General features: G+C 67.9%; 18 protein-coding genes and 3 tRNA genes. 13 read left to right on the forward strand and 8 right to left on the reverse strand.

Annotation, left to right across the window (positions count from 1 at the left end):
- Nucleotides 1–320 precede the first annotated feature (320 nt).
- Both SBI80_RS26460 and SBI80_RS26465 read left to right on the forward strand, forming a co-directional pair.
- Entirely contained in the window at nt 321–1,439 is a 1,119-nt protein-coding gene (locus SBI80_RS26460) for a protein kinase domain-containing protein (RefSeq protein WP_318977961.1), read from the forward strand.
- Nucleotides 1,440–1,848: 409 nt separating this feature from the next.
- On the forward strand, nt 1,849–2,169 hold the full coding sequence (locus SBI80_RS26465) for a hypothetical protein (protein ID WP_318977962.1): 321 nt from the start codon (nt 1,849–1,851) through the stop codon (nt 2,167–2,169).
- A 175-nt stretch (nt 2,170–2,344) separates the two neighbouring features.
- On the opposite strand, the gene SBI80_RS26470 is transcribed toward SBI80_RS26465, so the two are convergent.
- Nucleotides 2,345–2,427 (reverse strand) — tRNA-Leu (locus tag SBI80_RS26470).
- Nucleotides 2,428–2,664: 237 nt separating this feature from the next.
- Between SBI80_RS26470 and SBI80_RS26475 the strand changes: the two genes are divergently transcribed.
- The 7 genes from SBI80_RS26475 to pknB all read left to right on the forward strand — a co-directional run bounded on the left by SBI80_RS26475 (nt 2,665) and on the right by pknB (nt 12,325).
- A complete protein-coding gene (locus tag SBI80_RS26475) occupies nt 2,665–4,119 on the forward strand; it encodes an FhaA domain-containing protein (RefSeq protein ID WP_318977964.1) in 1,455 nt (484 codons plus the stop codon).
- Nucleotides 4,120–4,303: 184 nt separating this feature from the next.
- The gene (locus SBI80_RS26480; RefSeq protein ID WP_318977966.1) at nt 4,304–4,774 is read left to right on the forward strand and encodes an FHA domain-containing protein FhaB/FipA; all 471 of its coding nucleotides are present in this window, start codon (nt 4,304–4,306) and stop codon (nt 4,772–4,774) included.
- A gap of 22 nt (nt 4,775–4,796) precedes the next feature.
- Nucleotides 4,797–6,326 (forward strand): protein phosphatase 2C domain-containing protein, encoded by a 1,530-nt coding sequence (locus SBI80_RS26485; RefSeq protein ID WP_318977967.1) that lies wholly within the window; start codon nt 4,797–4,799, stop codon nt 6,324–6,326.
- A complete protein-coding gene (locus SBI80_RS26490; protein WP_318977969.1) occupies nt 6,323–7,738 on the forward strand; it encodes a peptidoglycan glycosyltransferase RodA in 1,416 nt (471 codons plus the stop codon). Before SBI80_RS26485 ends, SBI80_RS26490 begins: the two co-directional genes overlap by 4 nt.
- Nucleotides 7,735–9,213 carry a D,D-transpeptidase PbpA gene (gene pbpA / locus SBI80_RS26495; RefSeq protein ID WP_318977971.1) on the forward strand — a complete coding sequence of 493 codons (1,479 nt, stop codon included), beginning with the start codon at nt 7,735–7,737 and terminating at the stop codon, nt 9,211–9,213. The genes SBI80_RS26490 and pbpA overlap by 4 nt, the downstream gene beginning before the upstream one ends.
- Nucleotides 9,210–10,430: a protein kinase domain-containing protein gene (locus tag SBI80_RS26500; RefSeq protein WP_318977973.1), complete on the forward strand. Its 1,221-nt coding sequence runs from the start codon at nt 9,210–9,212 to the stop codon at nt 10,428–10,430. The genes pbpA and SBI80_RS26500 overlap by 4 nt, the downstream gene beginning before the upstream one ends.
- Complete coding sequence (gene pknB, locus SBI80_RS26505) at nt 10,427–12,325, forward strand: Stk1 family PASTA domain-containing Ser/Thr kinase (protein WP_318977975.1); 1,899 nt, start codon at nt 10,427–10,429, stop codon at nt 12,323–12,325. The genes SBI80_RS26500 and pknB overlap by 4 nt, the downstream gene beginning before the upstream one ends.
- On the opposite strand, the gene SBI80_RS26510 is transcribed toward pknB, so the two are convergent.
- Both SBI80_RS26510 and SBI80_RS26515 read right to left on the reverse strand, forming a co-directional pair.
- Nucleotides 12,303–12,977 carry an aminodeoxychorismate/anthranilate synthase component II gene (locus SBI80_RS26510; RefSeq protein WP_318977976.1) on the reverse strand — a complete coding sequence of 225 codons (675 nt, stop codon included), beginning with the start codon at nt 12,975–12,977 and terminating at the stop codon, nt 12,303–12,305. The genes pknB and SBI80_RS26510 overlap by 23 nt on opposite strands.
- 50 nt (nt 12,978–13,027) lie before the next feature.
- Nucleotides 13,028–13,777, reverse strand: coding sequence for a DUF881 domain-containing protein (locus tag SBI80_RS26515; protein WP_318977978.1), 750 nt, complete (start codon nt 13,775–13,777; stop codon nt 13,028–13,030).
- Nucleotides 13,778–13,878: 101 nt separating this feature from the next.
- Between SBI80_RS26515 and crgA the strand changes: the two genes are divergently transcribed.
- Complete coding sequence (gene crgA / locus SBI80_RS26520; protein WP_318977979.1) at nt 13,879–14,163, forward strand: cell division protein CrgA; 285 nt, start codon at nt 13,879–13,881, stop codon at nt 14,161–14,163.
- A gap of 155 nt (nt 14,164–14,318) precedes the next feature.
- On the forward strand, nt 14,319–14,738 hold the full coding sequence (locus SBI80_RS26525) for a PH domain-containing protein (RefSeq protein ID WP_318977981.1): 420 nt from the start codon (nt 14,319–14,321) through the stop codon (nt 14,736–14,738).
- Nucleotides 14,739–14,797: 59 nt separating this feature from the next.
- On the opposite strand, the gene SBI80_RS26530 is transcribed toward SBI80_RS26525, so the two are convergent.
- Complete coding sequence (locus SBI80_RS26530; RefSeq protein WP_318977983.1) at nt 14,798–15,325, reverse strand: peptidylprolyl isomerase; 528 nt, start codon at nt 15,323–15,325, stop codon at nt 14,798–14,800.
- A 132-nt stretch (nt 15,326–15,457) separates the two neighbouring features.
- Here SBI80_RS26530 and cwsA point away from each other — a divergent pair, with 132 nt between their 5' ends.
- On the forward strand, nt 15,458–15,895 hold the full coding sequence (gene cwsA / locus SBI80_RS26535; RefSeq protein ID WP_318977984.1) for a cell wall synthesis protein CwsA: 438 nt from the start codon (nt 15,458–15,460) through the stop codon (nt 15,893–15,895).
- A gap of 2 nt (nt 15,896–15,897) precedes the next feature.
- On the opposite strand, the gene SBI80_RS26540 is transcribed toward cwsA, so the two are convergent.
- Nucleotides 15,898–16,365, reverse strand: a complete 468-nt coding sequence (locus tag SBI80_RS26540) for a PPOX class F420-dependent oxidoreductase (protein ID WP_318977986.1) — start codon at nt 16,363–16,365, stop codon at nt 15,898–15,900.
- A gap of 58 nt (nt 16,366–16,423) precedes the next feature.
- Here SBI80_RS26540 and SBI80_RS26545 point away from each other — a divergent pair, with 58 nt between their 5' ends.
- A complete protein-coding gene (locus tag SBI80_RS26545) occupies nt 16,424–16,840 on the forward strand; it encodes a MerR family transcriptional regulator (RefSeq protein WP_318977988.1) in 417 nt (138 codons plus the stop codon).
- On the opposite strand, the gene SBI80_RS26550 is transcribed toward SBI80_RS26545, so the two are convergent.
- The 3 genes from SBI80_RS26550 to SBI80_RS26560 all read right to left on the reverse strand — a co-directional run bounded on the left by SBI80_RS26550 (nt 16,831) and on the right by SBI80_RS26560 (nt 18,132).
- Nucleotides 16,831–16,903, reverse strand: a tRNA-Ala gene (locus SBI80_RS26550). The genes SBI80_RS26545 and SBI80_RS26550 overlap by 10 nt on opposite strands.
- 142 nt (nt 16,904–17,045) lie before the next feature.
- A tRNA-Ile gene (locus SBI80_RS26555) sits at nt 17,046–17,119 on the reverse strand.
- A gap of 89 nt (nt 17,120–17,208) precedes the next feature.
- On the reverse strand, nt 17,209–18,132 hold the full coding sequence (locus tag SBI80_RS26560) for a DUF3566 domain-containing protein (RefSeq protein WP_318977989.1): 924 nt from the start codon (nt 18,130–18,132) through the stop codon (nt 17,209–17,211).
- Between the last annotated feature and the right edge of the window lie 8 nt (nt 18,133–18,140).

The raw sequence follows: 18,140 nt of genomic DNA on the forward strand, positions 1-18,140 counted from the left end.
GACGCGCCGTGGGTTTCCCCGGCGACTGTTCCTTCGGCATACCTGCATCCTCGTTTCCAAGGTCAGGAGCCTCCGGGATTTCCAGGGCGTTTCACATTGGTGCCTCGCATTGGAGTTGAAACTGCGATCTTGATCGCTGGTGCCCGAGCAGCGGTACCCACAGAGAGACTTTCGCGACCGGATGTGAGATCCAAACTTGGGTTGCCGATGGCTGGCAAGTTGAAGGATCTGTCGCGCGAGGTTCTTCCGGAGGCGGGGAAGTTATGGACCGATAAACGCGATATTGCAGCGCTCGGCGCACTCAGTGGCGGTCAACTGTCGTGACACGGGCACTTCTGCACGGGGAACGCCTCGATAAACCCACGTATAAGTTCCTGGAGACAATCAACGAAGGCAACACGGCCGAAACCTACAAGTGCTGGCACGAGATCTTCGAGCGACCGGTTGTACAAAAGACAGTCAGCCTTCTCGGCTTGGCCGATGCACTCGCGCTCAGCGAGCCAGGCCTGCTGAACAAGATCAATCACGACCATTTGGTCAAGGTCTGGGAGGCGCAGTGGACACCAGGGCGCGCGCCGAACCTGAAGTGCATCACGTTCACGATGCCTTTCTATGCCGAGGGCAGCCTCCACAGCGTGCTGGAACGCTGTGGCGAGCTGCCACTGGGTCAGGCTGTCGAGATTGCTGCTCAGTTGTTGAAGGCTATGCACTACTTGCACGTGGAGCAGCGCATACTTCACCGAGATATCAAGCCGGGCAATGTATTCCTCGACGAGGACTTCCGCGTTGCTTATCTGGGTGATCTGGGCAATGCAGCTCGCATGGACGAGTTGAACGAGGCCGACGCGAACGGGGGCACACGGCTCTATCGCCCGCCCGAGTTGGCCGGCGAACGGTACGGCATAGCGGGTGACATCTACAGCATGGGTTTCACGCTGTTGGAGTTGTTCGGCGGGCCTCTTGACTACGCGGATCTAGATAATACCGAGATCACAAGGCGTCTGGACCGCGGCCTGCGGGCGGTCGCTGACCGGTATTTCCGTTTGGGTTCAACGACTCCCACAAGTCTGGAGCGGCTCGTGCTGGCGATGGTGTCGAGGAGTGTTGCCCGGCGGCCCAGTTCTGCTGCTGCGGCGTTACGAGCGCTCGGACGCATCAGCTTCATCGATTGGCTGCCAGCCGACTCGTCGGGAAGGCGCGAAGGCTTCTGGCCGCCTACCGCACCAAAAGTGGTTCTGGCCGTCGAAGAAAGGACCATTCGTTCCGGCCCCGATGCTGGCCTCGCCGAGCTCACCGTCCTTCATCGTAAAGTCCAAGCCGAGGAGTGGCGTCGGATTTCGCAGCTTTCCCATCGACTTAGACCTAACGACCGTCGCGCCCGTCGAGCGGTTTACGACGCAATCGTTGCGTTCTGCGCGAATCGGTGGGCGGTGCGCTGAAGAGCGGCAGCACATTCCGGCGCAAGTTGCATAAGTTCCCGTCGGATATGTGGCATGGAGTCATCTGCGAGTACAAACCGCGCCCGCTCCCCGCCCTTCGGACCCTCAACACAGAGAAGTTTCCCGTCGCCGACGAGCTCCCAGATTGCTCGCGTAATACCGCTCGCACGCCACCCCACGTCAGGGTCTTTCACAAAGCGGAGGGCAGGTAGCCCGGACGTCCTCCACATCAAACGATTTTCTGCACCCTGACTCAGCCAATCGTCGAGGTCGCGTAGCGCCTGATGGAGAGGCCAGTGGTCACGGGCGTCTAGCGCGGTGCCCGGTGCACATGCCAGTATCGATTCCAGAAGGAATGACATATGTATCCGAGACATATTTCTAATGTAGCGCCGCGGTAGGACAGAAAATGGACGACATTCCAGTCGACCCTTACGAAGCCGTGATCCGCAGTCGCGACAAGCAGGTTGGACTGCGGTTGCCGCTGGCTGTCGATCAGCGGATTGACGCACTACTTGCGCGGGCCACGGAGGCCGGTGAGAGGACCAACCGCAAGGAACTGGTTGCCGCACTTCTCGCGACTGCCGAACTGTCGGGTGAGGAGCTCGGCCGCATGTTGCGGCAATACCGCACCTCGAAGGTCGGCGATGTGTTGTTGGACCGCGATGACTCTGGAGCCGACGTAATCCAACTCGTGTCTCACAAGCCAGGCCCTCGCAAGGCGCGTTGAGGCACATCGGCACCGACGGCCGTCGGGAATACGGAGCGACTTGGGGACTTAAGCGAGCACATCCCCTTCGACCGTCGATCTCCCGGCAAGCGGGCGAAGTAGTCAAAAACACAGAGGTCACGACCTCTTTCGAGTTCGTGACCTCTGTGCCTGCAGTTCGTTGAACCGCTCAATGTGGGCGAAGGGGGACTTGAACCCCCACGTCCCGAAGGACACTGGCACCTGAAGCCAGCGCGTCTGCCATTCCGCCACTCGCCCGAATGACCGGGAGAGACTATCACGCACCCGGCCCCACTCCCCAACCGCGCAGCTGAGCGCGTATCCCAACTCGGGCACCGCCCTTGACCTGCCGTGATTCGATTCTCAGAGATCTGTTGGTCACGCTTTGACGTGCACGGCCGATACCATGCGTAGAAGCTTGGAGGCAGGCGACACGCAGGTCGCGGACCCTCCCGACAGTGACCAACGACGACGAACAGCGAGGCAGGCGGTGAAATGGGATTCGTCGACCGCTTCGAGCGCAAGCTCGAGTCGACCGTCGGTGACACCTTCGCCCGTGTCTTCGGCGGCTCCATCGTTCCGCAGGAAGTCGAAGCCATCCTGCAGCGTGAAGCCGACGCCGGCGCACGCGAAGTTGGCGGCGGCCGTATTTTGGCCCCAAACCACTACGTCATTACCCTCAGTGCATCCGACTTCCACGCAGTCCGTGCCGACCCCGACCTCACTCCGACGACTTTTGCCCGATACCTGGAGGGATACATCCGTGACCAAGGGTGGCAAACGTATGGTGATGTGGTCGTTGGATTCGAAGCCTCACCGCACCTGCACACTGGCCAGTTTCGTACCCGCGGAACGGTCAATCCCGACTCGACCAGCGGCGAAAGCGCCCCTGCACCCCCAGACCGTGCTCACACCGCAGAACCAGGAGTTGCACCGATGACCGACAACCCGAGCTACCGCGGCGGCCAGGGACAAGGGCAGCAGCCAGGCGACGACTACGACTACGGCCGCCAAGGCGACGAGCCGCGCGCCCCCTACCCGCCCGCTCCCGAGGGCGGCTACCCCCCGGCCCCCAACCAGCCCCCGGCCCCCGCAGGCGGTTACCCCGAGTACGGCGGTTACCCCGAGCGCGACCGCGGCGGCTACCCCGACCAGGGCTACCCGCCGCCGAGCTACGACCAGCGGCCCCCGGCCGGTTACGGCCCGCCCGCCGGTGGCGGCTACCCGGATCAGGGTTACCGCCAGCCGCCGCCCCCCTACGGCCCTCCGCCCGGCTACGGCCAGCCCGAGCCCGTTGGCTACGAGTACGGTCGCCCGGCGGCGCCGCCGCGCGGTGAGGAGTACAGCCGGCCCGAGCCGCCGCGTCCGTCCTACCCCGACCAGGGCGGTTACCCGGATCAGGGTGGCTACCCCGACCAGGGCGGTTACGCCGAGCAGGGTGGCTATCCGGAGCAGGGCGGCTACGGCGCTCAGGGCTACGGACGCCCGGACTACGGCCAGCCCGACTACGGCCGCTACGGCGAGCCGGCAGCACCTCAGGGCTACGCGGACCCGGGTTACGGCCAGCCCGCCGACCCCGGGTACGGCCAGCCGAGCTATGACTACGGCCAGCCGCCCGCCGCGGCCGGTGGATACGGTTCCGGCGCGGGCTACGGCGCCGCCGCCGCAAGTGTGACCCTGCAGCTGGACGACGGCAGCGGCCGTACCTACCAGCTCCGTGAAGGCGCCAACGTCATCGGACGCGGCCAGGACGCCCAGTTCCGGCTGCCCGACACCGGCGTCTCGCGTCGTCACCTGGAGATCCGGTGGGACGGCCAGGTTGCCCTGCTGTCGGACCTGAATTCCACCAACGGCACGACCGTCAACAACGCGCCGGTGCAGGAATGGCAGCTGGCCGACGGCGACACCATCCGCGTGGGCCACTCCGAGATCATCGTCCGCGTTCACTGAGGACTCAGGCTGGTCGTGGCTGGAGTCGAAGCCGATGCTTCGACCTCGCATCCACTACCGGCCCAAGTATCGTGACGATGCCGATGGCTGCCGCGCGGGCCGCTGTTCGGTCGCGACGCGGCCTGGAATGCGGTGCGATGGCGCCGACTCGGCGACATCGGGACGGTGACGGAGAGGACGTCGGATGCAGGGGATAGTGCTGCAGCTGACGCGCGTCGGTTTCCTGTTGCTGCTGTGGCTCTTCATCTGGTCGGTGCTGCGGATCCTGCGCAACGACATCTACGCCCCGACCGGTGCGGTGATGGTCAAGCGCGGGCTGGCGCTGCGCGGCACCCTGCTCCCCAGCCGAGGGCAGCGCCGCAACGTCCCGCGCCAGCTGGTGGTCACCGAGGGCGCCCTGGCGGGCACCCGAATTCAGCTGGGTACCCAAGCCGTCCTGATCGGTCGCGCCGACGACTCCACCCTGGTACTGACCGACGACTACGCCTCGACACGGCATGCCCGGCTGTCGCCGCGGGGGTCGGAATGGTACGTCGAGGACCTAGGATCGACCAACGGCACATACCTCGACAGGGCGAAGGTGACGACGGCGGTAAGGGTTCCGATGGGAACGCCGGTACGAATCGGCAAGACGGTAATCGAGCTGCGCCCATGACCCCCGGTCCACGAGGAGAACGGTGACCCTCGTCCTCAGATACGCGGCGCGCAGCGACCGCGGGCTGGTCCGCGCCAACAACGAAGACTCGGTCTACGCCGGTGCCCGTTTGCTGGCCTTGGCCGACGGCATGGGCGGTCACGCGGCCGGTGAGGTCGCCTCGCAGCTGGTGATCGCCGCGCTGGCCCACCTCGACGACGACGAGCCGGGTGGCGACCTGCTCAGCAAGCTCAACGCGGCCGTCCACGAGGGCAATGCGGCGATCGCCGCCCACGTCGACGCCGACCCCGAGCTGGAGGGCATGGGCACCACGCTCACGGCAATCCTGTTCGCCGGCAACCGACTCGGCCTGGTGCACGTCGGCGACTCCCGCGGTTACCTGCTGCGTGACGGTGAGCTGACCCAGATCACCAAGGACGACACCTTCGTCCAGACGCTGGTCGACGAGGGCCGCATCACCGCCGAGGAGGCGCACAGCCACCCGCAGCGCTCCCTGATCATGCGGGCGTTGACGGGTCACGAGGTCGAACCGACCCTGACCGTCCGAGAGGCCCACGCCGGCGACCGCTATCTGCTGTGCTCGGACGGGCTGTCCGACCCGGTCAGCCACGACACCATCCTGGACGCCCTGCAGATCCCCGACGTCACCGAAAGTGCCGACCGGCTCATCGAAATGGCGCTGCGCGGTGGCGGTCCGGACAACGTGACGGTCGTCGTCGCCGACGTCGTCGACTACGAGTACGGCCAAACCCAGCCGATCCTGGCCGGCGCCGTGTCCGGCGAGGACGACCAGAGCGCCCCGCCCAACACCGCGGCCGGGCGCGCCTCGGCGTTCAACCCGAAGCGCGTCGCGGCCGCCGCCAAGCGTCCAGCCGTCGAGCCGGAGCCACCGCCGCGCAAGCCTCGCTCGCGGCGCAGGATTCTCCTGGTCGCGCTGCTGCTAATGGTGGTGGTCCTCGCTGGGCTGGCGGTGGGCCGCACCGTGATCCAGAACAACTACTACGTCGCCGAGCGCGACGGGTCGGTGCAGATCATGCGCGGCGTGCAGGGCAGCTTCCTGGGAATGCCGCTGCAGCAACCCTTTCAGATCGCCTGCCTGGACTCGCGCAACTCGATCACCAACATCGGGGTCGACGACAGCCGCTCGGGTTGCCAACCGCTGAAGCTCGCCGACCTACGCGAGTCCGAACGCGCCCAGGTCTCCGCCGGCCTCCCCGGCGGCACCCTCGACGAGGCCATCCGCCAGCTCAGGGAGCTCGGGCAGAACTCGGTGCTGCCGATCTGCGCGCCGGCGACCTCATCGCGGACCACCACGACACCCAGTCCCACGCCTCCTCCGTCGAGCACCTCCGCGGAACCCGCGACGTCATCGCCGGCTCCGACACCGTCGGCCACCCCGACCAGCACTCCGAGCGCCACGGCAGGTAGCCCCGCTCCCGAGGCGCCGACGACCGTGACCGCGCCGGCACCCTCACCCACGCCGGCACCGACCGTGACCGCGTTGCCGCCACCGCCACAGAAGCCGGGCACCGACTGCCGGACGGTGTCATGAGCACGCAGCCCCAGGCGCCGGTGACCGTCGTCCCTCCGCTGCCGAATCGGCGCAACGCCGAACTGCTGCTGCTCGGATTCGCCGCGGTGATCACGACCATCGCCCTGTTGATCGTCGAGGCCAACCAGGAGCAGGGCCTCAGCTGGGATCTAGCGCAGTACACGCTGGGCTTCCTGGCGTTGTTCGGCGCAGCTCACCTGGCCGTGCGCCGCTGGGCGCCCTATGCCGACCCCCTGCTGCTGCCGATCGTCGCCGTGCTGAATGGCTTGGGACTGGTCATGATTCACCGTCTCGACCTCGCCGAGGGCGCGCTGGGCGCCGGGGGCGCACCGGGTCCGAGCGCCAACCAGCAGATGTTGTGGACGCTCGTCGGGGTGATCGCGTTCTGCCTAGTGGTGGCCTTGCTGACCGATCACCGCATGCTGCGCCGCTACGGCTACGTCTGCGGTTTGGTCGGGCTCATCTTCCTGGCGATACCGGCGATCCTGCCGAGCTCGATGTCCGAGGAGAACGGCGCCAAGATCTGGATTCGCTTCCAGGGCTTCTCGATTCAGCCGGCCGAGATCTCCAAGATCCTGCTGCTGATCTTCTTCGCCGCCGTGCTGGTCGCCAAGCGCAGCCTGTTCACCAGCGCCGGCAAGCACTTCCTGGGTATGAACCTCCCCCGCCCTCGTGACCTGGCGCCGCTGCTGGCCGCCTGGATCGCCTCGGTGGGCGTCATGGTGTTCGAGAAGGACCTCGGCACGTCGCTGCTGCTGTACGCCTCGTTCCTGGTGCTGGTCTACGTCGCCACCGATCGGATGAGCTGGGTTCTGTTGGGGCTCAGCCTGTTTGCCGTCGGCAGCGTCATCGCCTACCACCTCTTCGGACACGTCCGGGTGCGCGTCGAGAACTGGCTAGACCCGTTCGCCGATCCCGACGGCACGGGTTACCAGATGGTGCAGTCGTTGTTCAGCTTCGCCACCGGCGGCATCTTCGGCACCGGGCTGGGCAACGGCCAGCCGGGCACGGTGCCCGCCGCCTCGACCGACTTCATCATCGCCGCCATCGGTGAGGAGCTCGGCCTCGTCGGGTTCGCCGGCGTGCTCATGCTCTACACGATCCTGGTCATCCGCGGGCTGCGGACCGCGGTCGCAGTGCGCGACAGCTTCGGCAAGCTGCTCGCGGCAGGGCTGGCCTCGACGCTGGCCATCCAGCTGTTCATCGTGGTCGGCGGGGTCACCAAGCTGATTCCCCTCACCGGCCTGACCACCCCGTGGCTGTCCTACGGCGGATCCTCACTGATCGCCAACTACGTGCTGCTGGCGATCCTGATCCGCATCTCGCACTCGGCGCGGCGTCCGCTGGACACCAAGGCGCCCAACGCCACTCCGATCGCCGCTGCGCACACGGAGGTGATTGGCCGCTCGTGAACACCTCACTGCGACGCATCTCCATCGCGATCATGGCACTCATCGTGCTGCTGCTCGCGAACGCCACGATCACCCAGGTGTTCCGGGCCGACGCCCTGCGCTCGGACCCACGCAACCAGCGCGTGCTGCTCGACGAATACTCCCGTCAGCGCGGCCAGATCTCGGCCGGCGGGCAGCTGCTGGCCTACTCCACCTCCACCGACGGGCACTTCCGGTTCCTACGGGTCTACCCGAACCCGCAGGCCTACGCCCCGGTCACCGGCTTCTACTCACTGCTGTACTCCAGCACCGGCCTCGAGCGCGCCGAGGACTCCATCCTCAACGGCTCCGACGAGCGGTTGTTCGGCCGTCGCCTGGCCGACTTCTTCACCGGCCGCGATCCCCGTGGCGGCAACGTCGCCACGACCATCAACCCGCAGGTGCAGCAGGCAGCCTGGGACGCCATGCAGAAGGGCTGCAACGGCGGCCCCTGCAAGGGCTCGGTCGTGGCCCTCGAACCGTCCACCGGCAAGATCCTCGGCATGGTGTCCGCACCGTCCTACGATCCGAACCTGCTGGCCTCCCACGACGGCACGGTGCAGTCCGACGCGTGGCAGCAGCTGCGCGACGACCCGGACGCCCCCCTGGTCAACCGCGCCATCTCCGAGACCTATCCCCCAGGGTCGACGTTCAAGGTGATCACCACCGCGGCGGCGCTGTCGAAGGGCGCCACGCCCGACACCCCGGTGACCGCGGCGGCGCGAATTCCGTTGCCGGACAGCACAGCAACGCTGGAGAACTACGGCGGAGCCTCCTGTGGGAACGACCCGATGACCACGTTGCGGACGGCGTTCGCGAAGTCGTGCAACACCGCGTTCGTCGACCTGGGCATCAAGACCGGCGTCGACGCGCTGCGCACCACCGCCCAGTCGTTCGGCCTGGACGCCGCTCCCCCACCGATTCCGCTTCAGGTGGCGGCATCGACCGTCGGACCCATCAGCGATGGCGCCGCGCTCGGCATGTCGAGCATCGGCCAGAAGGACGTCGCGCTGACCCCTCTGCAGAACGCGATGATCGCGGCGACCGTCGCCAACGGCGGGGTCACGATGCAGCCGTACCTGGTCGACGACCTCAAGGGCCCCGACCTCGGCAACATCAGTTCGAACAGCCCGCACGAGCTGCGCCGGGCCGTGTCCGCGCAGGTCGCTACTACACTTACGGACTTGATGATCGACGCCGAGCAGGTGACCCAGCAGTCGGGAGCCATCGCCGGCGTCCAGATCGCCTCCAAGACCGGAACCGCCGAGCACGGTTCCGACCCCCGCAACACCCCGCCACACGCCTGGTACATCGCGTTCGCCCCGGCCAAGGCGCCGAAGGTGGCCGTCGCGGTATTGGTGGAGAATGGCGGAGACCGATTGTCCGCGACCGGTGGGGCGCTTGCCGCCCCGATCGGGCGGGCCACCATTGCCGCAGCTCTGCGGGAGGGATCATGAGCGCGCGCGTCGGAGTGACGCTGTCCGACCGCTACCGTCTTCAGCGACTCATCGCGACGGGCGGCATGGGCCAGGTCTGGGAGGGTCTGGACACCCGGCTGGGCCGCCAGGTCGCCATCAAGGTGCTCAAGGCCGAGTTCTCGACCGATCCGGAGTTCGTCGAGCGGTTCCGGGCCGAGGCGCGAATCGTCGCCATGCTGAACCATCCCGGCATCGCCAGCGTCTACGACTACGGCGAGACCGAGCTGGACGACGCCGGCCGCACCGCCTACCTGGTGATGGAGATGGTCACCGGTGAGCCGCTGAACTCGGTGCTCAAGCGCACGGGTCGGTTGTCGCTGCGCCACGCCCTGGACATGCTGGAGCAGACCGGGCGCGCGTTGCAGGTGGCGCACACCGCCGGGCTGGTGCACCGCGACGTCAAACCGGGCAACATCCTGATCACCCCGACCGGCCAGGTGAAGCTCACCGACTTCGGCATCGCCAAGGCCGTCGACGCCGCCCCCGTCACCCAGACCGGCATGGTGATGGGCACCGCGCAGTACATCGCGCCCGAGCAGGCCCTCGGCCGTGACGCCACCGCCGCTAGCGACGTCTACTCGCTCGGCGTCGTCGGCTACGAGTCGGTGGCCGGCCGCCGCCCGTTCACCGGCGAGGGTGCCCTGACGGTGGCCATGAAGCACATCAAGGAGCAGCCTGCGCCGCTGCCGGCCGACATTCCACCCAACGTGCGCGAGCTCATCGAGATCAGCCTGCTCAAGGAACCCGGCCAGCGGTACCGCTCGGGTGGCGCGTTCGCCGACGCCGTGGCCGCCGTGCGTGCGGGCCGCCGACCTCCACGGCCCAACCACGCGCCGTCGATCGGCCGTGCCACACCGGCCGCGATTCCGTCGACGGCGCAGACCCGCGCCGTCCCCGACTACGGCCGGCCCCCGACCGCCAGCGTGCGGACCCGTCCGCCGACCGGCAGCCACCGCACTCCGCCCCCCAAGCGCACCTTCTCGTCGGGCCAGCGGGCGCTGCTGTGGGCGGCGGGCGTGCTCGGTGCGCTCGCGATCATCATCGCGATCCTGATGGTCCTCAACGTCCAGGACAAGAAGGACCAGAAGCCCACGCCGTCCACCGAGACCAGTACGACGGTCGTCCCGGCCTCGCCGTCGCCCGCCACGCCGGGTGCCATGGCGTGGTCACCAGCGATCGAGCAGATCTCCCCATGACCACCCCCCAGCATCTGTCCGACCGCTACGAGCTCGGGGAGATCCTCGGCTTCGGCGGCATGTCGGAGGTCCACCTCGCCCGTGACGTCCGGTTGCACCGCGACGTGGCCGTCAAGGTGCTACGCGCCGACTTGGCCCGCGACCCCAGCTTCTACTTGCGCTTCCGCCGCGAGGCCCAGAACGCCGCGGCACTGAACCACCCTGCGATCGTGGCGGTGTACGACACCGGTGAGGCCGAGACGGCGACCGGTCCACTGCCCTACATCGTGATGGAGTACGTCGACGGCGTCACGCTGCGCGACATCGTGCACAACGACGGGCCGCTGGAGCCGCGGCGGGCGATCGAGATCATCGCCGATGCCTGCCAGGCGCTGAACTTCAGCCACCAGCACGGCATCATCCATCGCGACGTCAAGCCCGCCAACATCATGCTGAGCAAGTCCGGCGCGGTGAAGGTGATGGACTTCGGCATCGCCAGGGCGCTGCACGACGGCGGCGTCAGCGTCACCCAGACCGCCGCCGTCATCGGCACCGCCCAGTACCTGTCCCCAGAGCAGGCGCGCGGTGAGACCGTCGACGCCCGCTCCGACGTCTACTCGCTGGGCTGCGTGCTCTACGAGGTGCTGACCGGCGAGCCGCCGTTCGTGGGCGACTCCCCCGTGGCCGTGGCCTACCAGCACGTCCGTGAGGACCCGGTTCCACCGTCCGAGCGCAACCCCGACCTGACGCCCGAGCTCGACGCCGTCGTGCTCAAGGCGCTGGCCAAGAACCCGGACAACCGCTACCAGACGGCCGCGGAGATGCGCACCGACCTGATTCGCGTGCACAGCGGGCAGGCCCCGGAGGCCCCCAAGGTGTTCACCGACGCCGAGCGGACCTCACTGCTGTCGATCGGCCCGTCCCATGGGCGCAACCACCCGACCGACCGGATCCCGGCCCACCAGCCGACCTACGTGCCGCCCAGGGAGCGCAACCCCGCCATCGGCCGGTGGATCGCCGTCGTCGCGGTGCTGGCGGTGTTGACCGTGGTGGCGACCGTGCTGCTCAACTTCGTCGGCGGCAACCCCCGCGACGTGCAGATCCCCGACCTCAAGGGCCAGGCGTACGACGACGCCGTCGTGTCGCTGCAGAATCTGGGCTTCAAGACCACCCGGCAGAACAACACCGACTCCAAGATCCCGCCCGGGATGGTGATCAGCACCGACCCGCCGGCCAACACCGCCGCCGCGCGCGACGACGAGATCACCATCAACGTGTCGGTGGGTCCCGAACAGCGCGAGGTGCCCGACGTCTCGAAGTTGAGCCCGGCCGACGCGGAGCGCAAGCTCAGGCAGGCCGGCTTCGACAGCGTCAAGCAGGTACCGGGGACCTCGGCACCCGAGGACAAGGGGCGCGTCACGCAGACCCTTCCGCCGGCCAACTCGACGTCGGCGATCACCAACGTCATCACGATGGTGGTGGGCACCGGGCCCGACACCAAGCAGGTTCCCGACGTCACGGGTCAGACCCCGGACGTGGCCGCCCAGGTCATCGCGGCCAACGGGTTCACCAAGCCGCCCATCCCCGTCGAGGTCGACGGGTTGACCAGCACCAAGGGCCAGGTCATGGGCACGCTGCCGGCGGCGAACACCCCCGACGTTCCGGTCGACACCGCCATTCAGATCCAGGTGTCGCGCGGCAACCAGTTCAAGATGCCCGACCTTCGGGGAAAGTTCTGGGACGACGCCTACCCGCTGCTTCAGCAGCTGGGCTGGCAGAACATGGGCAGCAACTTCGTCAAGCTGCCCAACGCACAGAACAGCGGCGTGCCGACCAACGGCGTGGTCACTCAGGACCCGGCGCCGGGCACCCCGATCAAGCCGACCGACACCATCACGCTGAGCTTCGCGCAGTAGCGGCCCGCACGGTGTCGGCGACCTCGCGCTCGAGTGTGCTCACCAGCACCTCGTCGAGTGGCTGACCGCACGCCTCGAGCCAGTTGGCCAGCATCCGGTGCCCGCCCTCGGTGAGGATCGACTCGGGGTGAAACTGCACGCCGTGGATCGGCAGGTCGACGTGCTGCACGCCCATCACCACCCCGCCAGACGTTTGCGCGGTGACCACGAGGTCGGCCGGCATCGTCTCGGGCAGGATCGTCAGCGAGTGGTACCGCGTCGCCGTGAAGGGGTTCGAAAGCCCTTTGAGCACACCGACATTCGCGTGCATGACGCTGCTGGTCTTGCCGTGCAGCAGCTCGGGTGCACGGTCGACGGTGCCGCCGAACGCGACGCCGATGGCCTGGTGCCCGAGGCACACGCCCAGCAGGGGAGTGGCTGCCGACGCGCAGGCGCGCACCAGGGGAATGGACGCACCGGCGCGCTCCGGGGTGCCGGGTCCGGGGCTGAGAAGGATGCCGTCGAACTGCGCGGCGACCGCCGCAACGTCCGCGTCGCCGGCCAGCCGGGGATCGTCGTTGCGCCAGACCTCCGCGTGCACGCCCAGCTGACCGAGGTACTGAACGAGGTTGAAGACGAAGCTGTCGTAGTTGTCGACGACGAGGACGCGCATCACCCCAGGTTAGTCGACCCCCGCCAGCGATTATGGGCGCGGTTGCGGCGTCAGTACCCCAGCGGCCCGGCCGGCTTGGCGTAGCGCATCCGCACGGCCGGCGGATGGGCGACGACCTCCGCGTCGGTCTTCGACTCCTCGGTGTAACCCAGCCCGAACCGCAGCACGTAGCGCTTGTAGAGCTCGACCATCGGCGACGCCGCCAGCGCAGCCTGCATGGCGCCGGCGTCGCCGATGGCGGTGAGCTGGTAGGGCGGACTGTAGGTGCGGCCGTTGAGCAGCAGCGTGTTGCCCACGCACAGCGGTGCCGAGGTCGCGATGATTCGTTGATCCTGCATCTGAATGGCCTCGGCCCCCGCGCTCCACAGGGCGTTGAGCACGGCTTCGATGTCCTGCTGGTGCACCACCAGATCGTCGGCCGAGGCGTCACCGGGGAAGCGGCCCGCCGCGTCGCGATGGGCGTCGTCGAGGGTGACTACGAGGCCGGGTCCGTGAACCGCGGTCAACCCGGCGTCGGGGGCCAGCGCGTCGGCGCGATGGGTGATGGCCTGCAGCGCCGCCGCGGCGGTTGGGGTGCCACCGTGGTGGTTGTCGACGGCGTCGACGAGCGTCTCGCGCTGGGCCGAGAGGTGGTCCACGGTGGCTTGGGCCTCTCGGACCAGGTCGACCAGGCGGGGCGAATCGCTGCGACGGATCTCCCTACCGTTGGACACGGTGTGGGTGGCGGCCAACAGCAGGCCCGCGCACAGACAGACGACGGGCACCCCGAAGCGCCAGGCAGATCGGCCCGCCCCTGCCATCGTTTCTCCTCTGCGTCCCCTGCTGCGTTAGGCTCTGGTTCGACTCCGCTCCATCGTCGCACCGGCACGGCCCGCGCGGCGCCAACTGTCCGAAGGTACCCATGCCCAAGTCCAAGGTTCGCAAGAAGAACGACTTCACGATCAGCCCGGTCAGCCGGACGCCGGTCAAGGTGAAGGCCGGCCCGTCGAGCATGTGGTTCGTCATCCTCTTCGTCGGACTGATGTTGATCGGGCTGCTCTGGCTCTTGGTGTTCCAGCTCGCCGCCACCAACCCGGTGGATGCGCCGAGCTTCCTCACCTGGATGGCCAATCTGGCGCAGTGGAACTACGCGATCGCGTTTGCCTTCATGATCACCGGACTTTTGCTCACCATGCGGTGGCGATGAGCAAATCGTGGGTCTGGACGAAACGGACTTCGTTCCGTCGCGTTCGGATTCTGGCAACCTGGCCGTCACCCAATCACACCGATGTGATTCATCCCCATTGGGGATAGCACCTGTGGATAACATGATCAACCGCGCATAGAGGGCGTTCGAACCCGATGCAGCAAACCCAATGGGGCCCGCCGAGCGGGGGAGTCGCGGCCTGCGGCGTCGCCGGCTTGGTCATGGCCGTCGCGGCTGTGACCGTGGTCACAGACATGCCGGGACGTGTGCTTGCCGGCGTCGCGGCCGTTGGGTTACTCGCGTTTGCGGTGCTGTCGTGGCGCGCGCGGCCAAAGCTGGCAATCACGGCCGACGGGCTGGTGGTGCGCAGCTGGTTCGGCCGACAGGTGCTCGGCCGTCGGAACGTCGCGAAGATCCGCATCACCGAGTTCCGCAGGATCGGCCGCAAGGTGCGCCTGCTGGAGATCGACACGGCCCCCGACGACCGGTTGCTGGTATTCACCCGGTGGGATCTGGGCACCGATCCGCTCGACGTTCTCGACGCGCTGACCGCGGCCGGCTACGCGGGCGGATAGCCCCAGACGCGAAGACGCCCCGCGAGGGCTACCCGCGGGGCGCATCGACGGCGGTGCGGCTAGGAGATCGTGATCGAGTCGATGACGACCGGCTCGAGCGGACGGTCCTGCCCATCGGTGGCCGTGTTGCCGATCGCGTCGACGACCTTCTGGGACTCGGGGTCGACGACCTCGCCGAAGATCGTGTGCTTGCGGTTCAGGTGGGGCGTGGGCCCGACCGTGATGAAGAACTGTGAGCCGTTGGTGCCGGGGCCCGCGTTGGCCATCGCCAGCAGGTAGGGCTTGTCGAAGACGAGTTCGGGGTGGAACTCGTCGGCGAACTTGTAGCCGGGACCGCCGCGACCGGTGCCCGTCGGGTCGCCGCCCTGCAGCATGAAACCGGCGATCACGCGGTGGAACACCGCGCCGTCGTAGAACGGGCCCTCGGTGCCGCCGGAGGCGTTCTCGGTGCTGTAGTCCTTGGTGCCCTGGGCCAAGCCGACGAAGTTCGCGACGGTCTTGGGGGCGTGGTTTCCGAAGAGCGCGATCTTGATGTCACCGCGGTTGGTGTGCAGAGTCGCGGTCGCTGTCTGTATGGGACTGGTCACGGGAACCCAGTGTGCCATTTCGCCTTTCCCGCACCGTTGCGGCCCCCTGTCGATGACCACCGAATAGGGTGGTCGCCGGACACCGCGGGTGCGGTGACGTGCCGAGAAGAACCCCGTGAGAGAGGCTTGACGATGAGCTCAACGACCAGTGTCGCCCGTTTGACGCCGGCGGCGCGCATCGCCCGCGGTCTGAAGTACACGACGGTCGGTCCGGTCGACGTGACCAGGGGAGCCCTCGGCGTCGGATTCAACTCCACGCGCTCGTCGGTGGGGTGGGTGGCCAACCGCTACCGCAGCGGACGTCTGAGGGCGCAGCTGCGCAAGGACCTCGCGACCGCCCAGGAGGCGATCGCCCACGAGCTGGCCGCCGCCCAAGAGGTCGTCACCAACATTCCGCAGGCGCTGCAGGACGCCCGCAAGGGCCGGCGTCGCCCGAAGGCGCTGCTCGTGGTCGGCGTCGGGGTGGCCGTGCTCGCCGTCGGCGCGGTGTCGTTCTCGATCATCCGGCGCTCGACGCAGCCCGACCCCTCGCCGCTGCCGCCCAGCGTGGACGTAAACCCGCAGCCCTGAGGTCAATCCTCGGTGAGCCGGACGCGGACGATCACGCTGTCCGGCCACACGTCTCGAGCGCGTGCCCGGCGCAGCTTCTCGCCAAGCGACAGGTCCCGGTGCACGTTGGTGACGCCCGGCACCTTCAGCAGCGGGATGACGTTCCACTGCCAGCCGTAGCGGCGCTGCAGCAGCCGATTCGCCTGCGCTGCTTCGCCTTCGGACAGAATCGTCGCGGTGCCGCGGTGGGTCTGAGCGCTGGCGCGGACCCGGCCACGGTGATCGCACGGGGTCAGCTCGACGTCGGGCCGCGCGGTCAACCGCGTCGTCTTCGGGCCGATCTTGGTCCGGAAGACCACGGTGCCCACCTCGACCGCGAACCAGATGGGCGTGTCCACGGCCGTGCCATCGCGCCGGTGGGTCCGCAGCAGGACGTAGCGGGCGCGGGTCAGATCGTCGAGACGGTCGAGCCGTAGTGGATTCGTGGACATGCCGACCAGTGAACGACTTAGAGTTGACTTCAAGTCAAGCCCAGCCGCTAGGAAGTCCATGCCGCCGTTGACGATCGGGGAAGTGTCCCGCCGCGCCAACGTCGCCGCCACGACGCTGCGGTTCTACGAGCGGATCGGGCTGATCCAGCCGCCAGCCCGGGTCGGCGGACAGCGCCGCTACGACGACGCCGTCCTCGCCCGCCTGGACGTCATCCGGTCGTGCAAGGCCGCCGGGTTCACCCTCGATGAGATTCAGCTGCTGTTCGCCGACGAGGCCCCCGGCCGGCCCGAGAGCCGCGCACTCGCGCAGACCAAGCTGGCCGAGATCGACGACCGCATGGCCGAGCTTCGTCGCGCCAGGGCGATCATCGAGTGGGGGATGGCTTGCACGTGCTCGTCGATCGACGCCTGCACCTGTGGCATTCACTCAGCCGACGCGGCGAAGCCTTGGCGGTGTTTCTCTTGTGGAGCCTAGGAGATTCGAACTCCTGACATCTGCCTTGCAAAGGCAGCGCTCTACCAACTGAGCTAAGGCCCCTCTTGTTGATCAGCTGGGCTGATCGGCGGCCACGTGCCACACCTCGACGCGTTGGCGTGACCGAATGGTCAACGCCCCCGCGACGAGAACTGCGAGCACTACGAAGACCTTCACAGTGCACCCCTCTCGGTGAGGCAAACCGTGGGCCTGGGAGGACTCGAACCTCCGACCTCTTCGTTATCAGCGAAGCGCTCTAACCACCTGAGCTACAGGCCCGTACACACATACGGCCGAGGGACGAGATTACCGTAACGACGGCTCACGCCCAAAACGCGAGGAATCGGTCACGTCGGCGGAGCCGACGATCAGTCCCGGTCCGCCAGCGTGACCTCGACGCCACCGACCAGGTCGGTGGTCAGGTTGTAGATGAAGGCCGCGCACGTCGCCATCGCCGTCAGCAGCACGATGTTGACCAGACCGATGAGGGCTGCGCCGCCGAAGATCGTTCCGCTGGAGACGAGTTCACCACCGCCGCCACCACCACTGGTGAGCAGGTCACCGACGTTGCTGTTCAACTTCGTCCACACGCCCATGCCGCCAAGCACCAGATAGAGGAACGCCACGGCGATCATCCACACGAAGAACAGCGCCACGCTGAGCACCAGCGAGACCTTCAACACGCTCCACGGGTCGAAGCGCCGGATCTGCATGCTCGCCCGCACCGGTCCCTGGGACCGACTGGCGGCCGCGGCGCGGGTGGCCGGCGCCGCCGAGCGGGTGGGCGCCTCGCTGCCGGAGCGTTCGGCCGCCTTGCGCGGGGTCCGGGGGGCCTGGCCACCGGACAGGTCCGGAAGCTCGCTGGCATAGACCTCCGGTCGGCCGGTCTCCACGCGTTCGGTCCGGTTCGGTGGCTTGGCCTCCTCGCGGGCGGGTGCGGTCTCCCGCGCAGGTGCCGACTCGCGTGGGACCGGTGCCGACTCACGCGCCGGAGCGGCCTCCCGTGCGGGGCCCGCACCGGGTCCCGCCGCGGGTCCACCCGAGATGAACCGGTTGAGGCGGGCGTCCGGGCTGGGGGAGTGCCCCGCGGCCGGTGCTCCCGCTCGTGGCCCATCCTGCGGCCTGGGGGGCCGGACGGTCCCGCGCTGCCACGGTGGCACGTCGCCCGACGGCGCCCCGGCCTTGGCGGAGCCACCCTCGTGGGCACCGTTGCTGCCGCCGTTGGTGCCGTTGGTGCCGCCACTTCCATCGCCAGTGGTGCGCGGTGGTCCAGGCTCGTTGGGTGAACCCACCTACGGCT

The organism is Mycolicibacterium sichuanense, assembly GCF_033741125.1.
Classification (GTDB): domain Bacteria; phylum Actinomycetota; class Actinomycetes; order Mycobacteriales; family Mycobacteriaceae; genus Mycobacterium.